The organism is Clostridium sp. AT4 (assembly GCF_001517625.2).
Taxonomy (GTDB): Bacteria; Bacillota; Clostridia; order Lachnospirales; family Lachnospiraceae; genus Enterocloster.
The window spans coordinates 317,047-326,237 of the sequence record NZ_LN999828.1 but is presented as its reverse complement, the minus strand read 5'-3'; the positions used below and the strand labels follow the sequence as shown (position 1 = coordinate 326,237).

The following is a 9,191-nucleotide window of genomic DNA, read 5'->3' as shown; positions in this document are numbered from 1 at the left end:
GTTCCCACACACCATTGATGATCTGTCAATCCACTTTGACGGCATTCCATGATGAGACGGTATTGTTTTTCGGCAGGTATTCTTTTGCTTCTCATGAGCACACCTCCATAAATCGGATAGAATAAAATGCTTGCATCTATCATTTCTAGCAAGAGAAGATGAAGTGAAATGCTTGCATTCTCTAATGATTATTATGGAATAATTTTTAGGGCAACACAATCCGTCGAATTATTTTGCGCTTACGCTTAAAAGAAGAAAACGAATTCCTTGAGCAAGCAAGTGCTTTTTTCGCAGCCAGCCGTCGGAAGTCAGCAAAAAACAGAGATTAATGTTTATTGCAATCAAAACGGATGACGGCCGGATTAAGGGTAAAATTTCTTTTTATTGCAAAGTGCTTCATGTTTCAAGGCAGGCATTCAACAAATTCCTAAAAGCAAAAGATACCCCTTGGAAATATCAGGCACTGGCAGATGCAATGCTTGATATTTGCAGCGAAGATGAATGCAATGACACTTATGGAAGAATCCGTATGTATCAGGCCTTACAGCTCAAACAGCCTGAGGGAGTACATATTCCCGGTGAGAGAACTGTTTATCGTGTCATGGCAGAAATTGGTCTTAATCATAAACCAAAACGTAAGTCGAATGCTATTACCAAAGCTGATAGAGAAGCCAGTAAATCCGACGATTTAATCAAGCGTGACTTCGCTGCTGAAAAGCCTCTTGAAAAGTGCATGACCGATATGACTGAAATAAAGCTCTATGTTTCAGCTATCTTTGACTGCTATGATTTAGCAGTATTGGGACTTGCTATGGATACAAATATGAGAGCTACCCTATGCGAACAAACCTTAGAGAATGCTTGCAAAGCTTACCCGATGCTCCGTGGAGCTATTCTTCACAGTGACAGGGGAACCCAGTATACCAGTGAGCTATATCGTAAAGCTATCAACAGATATGGCATTGTTCAAAGCATGAACAGTGCCGGTGGCAGATGCCATGATAATGCCAGATGCGAAAGCATGTGGGCACGCTTCAAAGAGGAATTACTTTATGGTCGTTACGATCCTACCTCAATGACCGTAGAGCAGTTAAAGACGCTCATCTGGAGATACTTCATCAGCTACTGGAATAATCGGAGGATCTGCTCTGCTAATGGTGGACTACCTCCAATGGTTAAGCGACAACAATACTATGCTTCGCTACAGGAGGCAGCATAAGGTCGAACATTCTTGAGAAAAAAGTGTAAACCAATATTGACAATATCATATCGTTTTTCTTTATCCGCCCCACCATACTCAAAAAATTTTGCTACTATAGGGAACTCGAACCCTTCATTCCCTTCAAATTCCACATCATATACCGCTCCATTACCACCACTTCCAATATTTCTTTCACTTCTAAAAAAGCTATACACCTCTCCTTTATACTTTTTTCTACCATTCATCTTCTGCACGCTTTCTTTCAAAATCCGCTTCACGTTTGTAAATGTCACTTAAAGTAAAATAAATTTCTGCAGTTCTTGGATATTGCTCTTGTAATCCTTCAGCATTCTTTTTGTACCTATGATACAAAATCAATTCTGATTTTCCTGCATCAACAGTATAAACACCTCGTTTGTTTTCTTCTGCTACTACATAGGAAGTCTTCAATGAGTCAGAATGATATTCTTCAATAATCTTTCGTACAGCTTCACATGGACTATAGCCATCTTCACCAATTGGCGAAGATGCCAGTAATCGTCCTACCAAATTTCCAAATAACCCCTCTTGCTTTTGACTAACCAACAATTCTTTAAACTTTTCTATCCAGTTTTTCAGATTTTCATATGATACTTTCCCATCTTTCTCTGTCGGGCAAAACTTTGCTTTGTCAAATCCCGAATAGATTTTGTTTGCTAATTCTCTCTTTTTCTTATCGCTAGGATCATCATCATCCGCTTTATAAATAATTCTAACCAATTGAGCATAGAACATCGGATCATTCTTCATAATTTTTTGCATGCATTTCATTTGTTCCCATTCAAGCACATTTCTGCACATCCATTCTAACGTTGCTAATTCAGCACATTTTTCATCATCCATAATGAAAGCTTCTTGTAGTTCTTTCAAAATCTCCTCAAGGTAATAGTCTGTCATGGAACTAGGCACATCGCCCTTCAAATTGGAGATTGCAAATATAGCATTATATAATTCTTGAAATGATATTTTATCCCTTATATCATACAATAATTCTAAATACGTATGGAGTGAACCATATTTTTTACATTCATCCAACGCCCACATAAATACTTTATGCTCTGCTTTATCCGATATCCTTAGTCTTATATTTCTGCTCCAATACATTTTTTTTATTTCTTCATCTTCTTTAGCAATAAGTGCGTTGTCATCATCCTCTATAAATTCTAAGGAAATTAAATTCATTAAAAGATTTTTATTATTGGATAGTTTTTTAATCATTCCTATAACTTCATTTAAATCTATTGATTCATTTCTATGTAGATATCTTACATAGTCATATACATCTTTCCCTTCATCATCTAATTCCATAAGTAAAATGAATAATTTCTCATCAAACAATCCATCACAATAAAACTGTGCTAAAACTTCGCCCAATATGCTATGTTCTTCTTTCACAGCTAATTTGATCAACTTTTCCAGAGAATACTTCTTTTCTTTAAACTCTTTAAATCTTGTTCTTATCTCCTCCTCTCTTAATATATGATTCTTCTCACGCAAATCCTTACCTTCTTCTCGATTTAAAGGCACCGGATGTAATAGAGGAAACTCATATACAGGTGAAAAAATATATAAATATTCATAGACTTTATCAGACAACACAATTTCATTCATTGTGCTTTCATATTTACACAACATCTCTTCGGATATGCTCCAATCAGCATCGTGATAATACCTATGTCTATAGATCTCGTACCTCATTTCATTTTTTATTTTAATTTTCTCCTCATCACACATTTCTCTGCAATTGAGAATCAATTTTTTAAACACTTCATTTTGAATCGTCACATCATACGATCTTATATGCTGAATTATTTTATTCCATTTTTCTGCATCCGTACATGCTGAATCAACACACATTATTAAATATTCGATATACGTTTTATTTACTTCGTGAACGTATAGTTCATCGTGCTCATCTATCTTTCTATATTTAGGAGTGTTCAACGTTAAACATATCGAGTTTCTCCCTTGTGGCAATTTAGACGCAATAACATCCCATGCATTTGGATAATTCTCAATTGCCTTTCTTGCCAACTCAATTTTTTTTTCAACAGACAATGCACTTTCATTTATCCACGCACAAAATACTACATCCAAGACTCCTTTAGGACTATTGCTTATGCTATACTTCAAGTTATATGAATCTACTTTCCATAACCACTCCAATGCCCGTACAACATATTTCTTTTGCTGAACTAGTTGCTCTACTGCCCACAAAACATTAGTATAATAATGTCTGCTTCTCATAAAGTCCCCGTCATTTGCTTCAAACAACTCCAGCAATCCCTGTGGCTGTTTCAATTCATCTTCCAACTTTCTTAAAACACTCTCAGGCGAAGCTTCGCATAAATCTGTTAAATATTGCGAAATATATCCCCATCTTTCTTTACTTGTAATAGTATCAAGTACTCTTGATACTATATTGTCAATTTGCTTCTGATTCTCTTCATGACCTCTATAGTACGCACGCATTATAAGAGTTCTAATCATCCCCCTTTTTAAGGTTGGTGACCACCCTGGTTTTTCTGCATAAATACTTGCCTCAAAATGTTTCTCAAAAGGGTAATCAAAAATAGGCTCTGATTCAATCAAAACCTCATAGAATAATAATATAAATTTATTCCATAACTCATCAGTAATATAAATATCTAGTTCTTCCCATGCATCCTCTACACTAGCAAGCTGCAAATTGCTCCCTCTATAACTAGTATTAGTTACAACGAATGGATTTTCTCTATGCAAGTATGTCTCCAGTTCCTTCTTACATTCAATATATGTCTTGCCAGATAATTCTTCAAAAACCAACACATCTCCTGTTGCTTCAGTCCACTCACCACACAATAATGCAGTCATAACTACATCAGAATGCCCCTCTACCCAATCTGGTTTACTATACATTGCTCCATTAAAAAGTTTTTTCTTTAATGGCACATATAAACCATGGGTGTTATCTACGATGTTATATGCTTCATTGTAATCTATACCGATCTCTTCCAACGCATTTATAATGTTTCTTTTTGTTCTTTTTCTTAATACCACTTTATCTCTCGTATAACATGGTTCATCTTCACCGTATACAAAAATATTAGTATTATTTGGAATGGCCACAATTTTCTCCGCATAAAAAAATGGGACCAATATATTACCCGATATATTTGCTTTCTGTAATTTATTCCATTCTTCTTCCGACTTAATTATAAGAGTAACTCTATCTGAATTCTTCTGTCTCAATTCATTCAAAAGTCGATAGATTGTCTCCTCTCTAGATTTCCCAACAACATATATCCTCTCATCATTTATAACACTTTGAAATCTTGATTCAAATTGTTCATCATCAAGTTTAAAAAAATCTAACCCCATCCCTTTATACTTTGACTCTCTTCTAATCTGGATATCAATGTCAGTAATTGAATAAGATAACATTTTTTCTTCTTTTAAATCTGCTACTTGATTTAATACCAACTCTAATTTTGATTCTAACGCAAAAAAATATTTTTCTATCTCCTTTTTCAAATCTCCCAAAAAAATTTCCAATGTCTTATCTGGATCATTTTCTTCTAAATAGTTTATAATAACTTGAATAAAATGATGAATATATGTTTCCGCTTCCATTGCCGGAATTTCATAGCGAACCATCAAATCATATAATTCTCCATGCAATAGCTGAGGAAATTCATATCCTCTCTTATCTTTTAATTTTTTCGCCATTTGCTTCAAATTATCTTTTGAAAATATCAAAAACAGATCCTGTTCAAACATGGTTAACGTATTACAATTATTTACACAAAAAGAACCAGTACTAACAAACAATTCTTGCCATTTATAATTTTCCTTCACATCTTCTATTTTTGTCTTGACACCCTCTAATAATAAATCAATTGTTGTATCTTTCAATTTTTCATTCATAGTCTAAATTCCTTTCTCAACTATTGTTCAGAAATCTTCTCAACTTACAATTACAATATAAACACAGACTTTACATATATCAAAATAGTAGCCTTTAAGGGATGTCATCAATTTCAATCATATCTTCCCCGTTCTAATCCTTTACGGAAAAATCACCTTCAAAAAACCACTTATACGCACGCTCTGCAATGATTTTAGTTTCCACTAAATCCAATCCACCGCCAACGATAGCACCTACTCCTGGAAGAAGCTTACCTAAATTGACAATTCCCTTCGTTCCAAATTTCGTAATAAACCTAAATCCTACTTTTTGATTTATTTTTGTTAAAACTTTACCTGGGATTTTCTTAATAAGTCCATTTGTAAATTTTACTCCGAATTTTATACCAGCTTGCTTTAATACGCCATTAACTGCGACGCCCGCCAAACAAGCATATATAAAGGTTTGTGTCTGATCACTGTCTAATTCATAATCTGCCATATATGCAACACAGGCAATCATTCTCATTTGTACATATATCACACTACCAACGTTTGCCGGGATAGCGACTGGCATTGTAATAAAACCTCCGAATCCCGTTACTACTCCTGAAGTTGTGCATTTTGCAATTTGATTTATTAACATTGTTCTGCATGCTTCTTCTGTCGTTCTATGTTTTTTCAAATAATCATTAGCCAGTTTCTTAACACTGGGACTAACTTTTGGTATTCCATTTAAACATTTTTCATAACAAGAATCCAAAAGCTTCATAACATCTTCTTCTGTCATTACTGGCTTCTTTTCTTTACTGTTCATACAATTTCCTCATATCTCTAATAACTCATGACTGTTACCGGAATGTCTTTATACACAGGAACACATCGTGATTGTATGTTTGCCACTACATTATCAATCACGTCTTTAGAAAAACCTCTCCCCCTGACATCCAAAACAATCTCCTGTGTTGATCCTGCCGGCAAATTATTAACCCTACTGGTTACTTGTCTTTCCAATTCCCTATATAATTCACTTCTACTATTTGAGGATGCAAGGTTATAATTCTTCACTTCAATCGCTTTAATAGATCCATCTGCATTTTTTACAACAACATCCGGGCGTGTTGCTCCTTTTGTCGCAGATGATACTTCAACACCATCCAAATAAGAAATCTGTTCCTCTGCCCCTTTGGTTCGTTCAAGAACTTTTAATTCTGATTCTCTTGGTGTTGGATTACTTCTTGCAGATTTAACCAAAGAAACGGTTTCAGATACTCCTCCAGAAACAACACCTACAATAGCTCCCCATTTAAAGCTTTCACTACCGGCAAGTGCAGCTGCCTTAAGGGTCTCCTCAACATTTTTAGTCTCTATGCCAGTTACAATTGCTGCTCCAGCGGTACTAATGACTCCTGATGATAATGCGAACGTTGCGCCAGTTTTTGCAGATGTTGCAAAAACCATACTTACCGCAGCAGGAGCTCCAACCCCCCCTGAAGCAACCGAGACCGTAGCACAAACAAAAATTACTCCCGTACCTATTGCAACATTCTTGATTACCTGTTCATATGAATCATCATATTTTTCAAAAGTTTTTGTCGTTGTCTGTCCATCATCCCCAAGAGTGAATACATATCTCGTCCCATCATATTGAGCATCCAACTCCGACAACGTATAACCAAAATATATATTTTCTTGAGAATTGTATGCAATTTCTTCTAAATACTCCTTAGAAATGTATATCGCATCAACACTCTCAACAATATAATCTTCACTGGCTAACTGTTCAGTTATTCCTGCATAAACCTCATCTTCAACATACTGAAGCAAATTTTCATCACTTAAATCAGAAAAAGTTTCCGGTTTTATGTCTAAATCTATATCGTCTATAGAAGTTGCATCTTCCACAATTTTAGAGTCATTCTTATTACTGTCCTCATTTTTCATTCCAGAATTACAGGCTGTAAGAAATAAAGTTGATGCCATCAATAGAGCAATTAATCTTTTCATTACTCCTCATCCTCCTCTGGCGATTTTTCTGTTACTGATTCCTCAGGATCTATTGGTACCGTCATATTAACCTTTTTATCTTTTTTCTTCTTTTTAACAAACAAATAAACAATAAATAAAGCCAGAACAATACAAATACTTCCACTAACCATGCTGCTCGTTGCAAATTGAGCTTCATCGTCCTTATTGTCCTTTTCTACCGAAACACTCTCCTCTTCTTCTGCGTCATCATTCGCCTCATTCAAGACTATTGCTGATTCAGACACATTCTCCACAACTTTAGGTTTTTCTACTTTCTCCGGGATGGTAATATTCCCGTCATCATCAATGGTTGCTCCATCTTTAAGCAATGACTGTATATCACTAATTGCATATCCTGTAGTCATATATGCTTTGAGAACGCTATTTGTCCCAACATAGATTTTCTTAACAGTCTCTTCTTCTGTGTATGGATTTGATACTGTAATAGTGTAAATCCCTTCATCTGTATATTTTTCTCCATCACTAGCAGGCTTGTTGAATCTAACATCCTCCGTAAGCCCCGTCGCACCCTCACAAAGAATTTCTTTTTTTACATTGATTTCTAAATATCTGGATTTTGCCAAATCTAAATAAAATCCATTTTCAGTAATTGCTTTATTTGTCAGTTCTTCACCGGTAGCTACATCAAACGGAAAAACCATGCAGTTTCCATTTCTTACTGAAAAAGTAAAATAAATTTTATAATCATTGTAAGTACTTCTTATTGTCTTATCTATAAAGGGCACAGTGATTTTTTTATCTCTAATACTGTAGTCTAATGCGACTTCATAATCGCCCTCTTCACAAATTTCTACCTGAGTATTTGCACCTACTTTAACTCCGGACAAATAATCCGTATATAATTGAGAAGTACCTTTTTTATTTTGATACGCATCTGTCTTTCTTATAATCAAGGCTCCTCTTCCAAATGCAGTCTCATCTTTATACAACAAATTATCATATGCCTTTTTATCATTTGCAATCATGAGCGATTTATCATTATTTAAAGCATCAATGTCCTGTTTCAATTGAAAATCAAGAACAACCTCATCGCCCACTGTTTTCAAAAAAATCGGATTACTGTCATCTGTAATTACACGAGTATAGCCATTAACAAAAAAGCTTCCAATCTTCCAATTATAATGCGGATCCTCCTTTGTAATCTCATTATTTTCAGAAAATCCAGTATCTTTTCCCGCATTAACCGCCTCTCCAAGATAATATACATTCGAACTATTAGCATTTGTGTTAAAAGGCATTATAGTTGTTAATACTCCTACCAATGCTACCGATAATAATCCTCTAGCAATTCTACCTTTCATTTCTGATGCCTTTTCATTTGGTCTTCTTGATTTTAAACTTTTCTCTTTCGTATACCTCATGCTTATTTTCTCCATCTATTTTATTTCGTATATTCAAACCATTACCTGTCGGACACAAATCTTTTTATTCGTTATTATTATGTTAATTTTTCCGGTTGATATTATTTTAATCCATCCCTTTAACAATATCAATCAATACTGTTCTCTTTCCTTGTCTAATTAATCACTTCATCCATCAATATAACTCAGCCGAATGAATTTCACAAAGCGCGATTAGAGTTTGAAACAAGAGAGCCTTTCAATAAAAAGATTAACATCAGGCATCGGATTGAAGAAAAGAACGGTGAAATGAAAAGCGCCTACAGATTCCAAAAATCGGATTCTGTAGGCTTAGTTGCTATGCAATGACAGGCATATCTTACTGCTATTGTTGTGAATATGAAGAGAATTGTAGCTGTAATACTGAACTGATTTCTCGGTTTTTTTACTTATTGTCAATTACTATATCAATTGGCGGGCTATGTAAAAAAGACACGCTTTCCTTTATCGAAAACATGCCTTTTTCAGTGCCCTTGAAAATAAAGGCTTTGAAGCTCTGCTCCAACTATTCAAACTCGTCTTTTACATTCGCACGAACATTTGTAAAATGTACTATTAGTTCGTTTTATATGTGTTTTATGATTAATTATCCGCACAATCCACTTCGTTCGTAATGT

6 protein-coding genes are annotated in these 9,191 nt (G+C 34.9%); 1 reads left to right on the top strand and 5 read right to left on the bottom strand.

The features are described from left to right. Positions 1–328: 328 nt before the first annotated feature. Positions 329–1,219 carry an IS3 family transposase gene (locus BN3656_RS07795; RefSeq protein ID WP_066546118.1) on the top strand — a complete coding sequence of 297 codons (891 nt, stop codon included), beginning with the start codon at positions 329–331 and terminating at the stop codon, positions 1,217–1,219. Here the strand turns inward: BN3656_RS07795 and BN3656_RS07790 are convergent. From BN3656_RS07790 to BN3656_RS07770, 5 genes are all read right to left on the bottom strand, one after another. Continuing rightward, positions 1,192–1,446, bottom strand: coding sequence for a hypothetical protein (locus BN3656_RS07790; protein ID WP_066546115.1), 255 nt, complete (start codon positions 1,444–1,446; stop codon positions 1,192–1,194). The genes BN3656_RS07795 and BN3656_RS07790 overlap by 28 nt on opposite strands. Further along, a complete protein-coding gene (locus tag BN3656_RS07785; RefSeq protein ID WP_066546112.1) occupies positions 1,436–5,146 on the bottom strand; it encodes a hypothetical protein in 3,711 nt (1,236 codons plus the stop codon). Before BN3656_RS07785 ends, BN3656_RS07790 begins: the two co-directional genes overlap by 11 nt. Before the next feature lie 133 nt (positions 5,147–5,279). Further along, on the bottom strand, positions 5,280–5,942 hold the full coding sequence (locus BN3656_RS07780; protein WP_066546110.1) for an EcsC family protein: 663 nt from the start codon (positions 5,940–5,942) through the stop codon (positions 5,280–5,282). A gap of 17 nt (positions 5,943–5,959) precedes the next feature. Next, complete coding sequence (locus BN3656_RS07775; protein ID WP_066546107.1) at positions 5,960–7,132, bottom strand: hypothetical protein; 1,173 nt, start codon at positions 7,130–7,132, stop codon at positions 5,960–5,962. Then, a complete protein-coding gene (locus BN3656_RS07770) occupies positions 7,132–8,535 on the bottom strand; it encodes a hypothetical protein (protein ID WP_066546099.1) in 1,404 nt (467 codons plus the stop codon). Before BN3656_RS07770 ends, BN3656_RS07775 begins: the two co-directional genes overlap by 1 nt. Positions 8,536–9,191 lie beyond the last annotated feature (656 nt).

What these genes read in the sequence shown, in the direction of transcription:
- BN3656_RS07795 (WP_066546118.1), top strand. Translation starts at nt 329, where the DNA reads ATGTTTATTGCAATCAAAACGGATGACGGCCGGATTAAGGGTAAAATT.
- BN3656_RS07790 (WP_066546115.1), bottom strand. Translation starts at nt 1,446, where the DNA reads ATGAATGGTAGAAAAAAGTATAAAGGAGAGGTGTATAGCTTTTTTAGA.
- BN3656_RS07785 (WP_066546112.1), bottom strand. Translation starts at nt 5,146, where the DNA reads ATGAATGAAAAATTGAAAGATACAACAATTGATTTATTATTAGAGGGT.
- BN3656_RS07780 (WP_066546110.1), bottom strand. Translation starts at nt 5,942, where the DNA reads ATGAACAGTAAAGAAAAGAAGCCAGTAATGACAGAAGAAGATGTTATG.
- BN3656_RS07775 (WP_066546107.1), bottom strand. Translation starts at nt 7,132, where the DNA reads ATGAAAAGATTAATTGCTCTATTGATGGCATCAACTTTATTTCTTACA.
- BN3656_RS07770 (WP_066546099.1), bottom strand. Translation starts at nt 8,535, where the DNA reads ATGAGGTATACGAAAGAGAAAAGTTTAAAATCAAGAAGACCAAATGAA.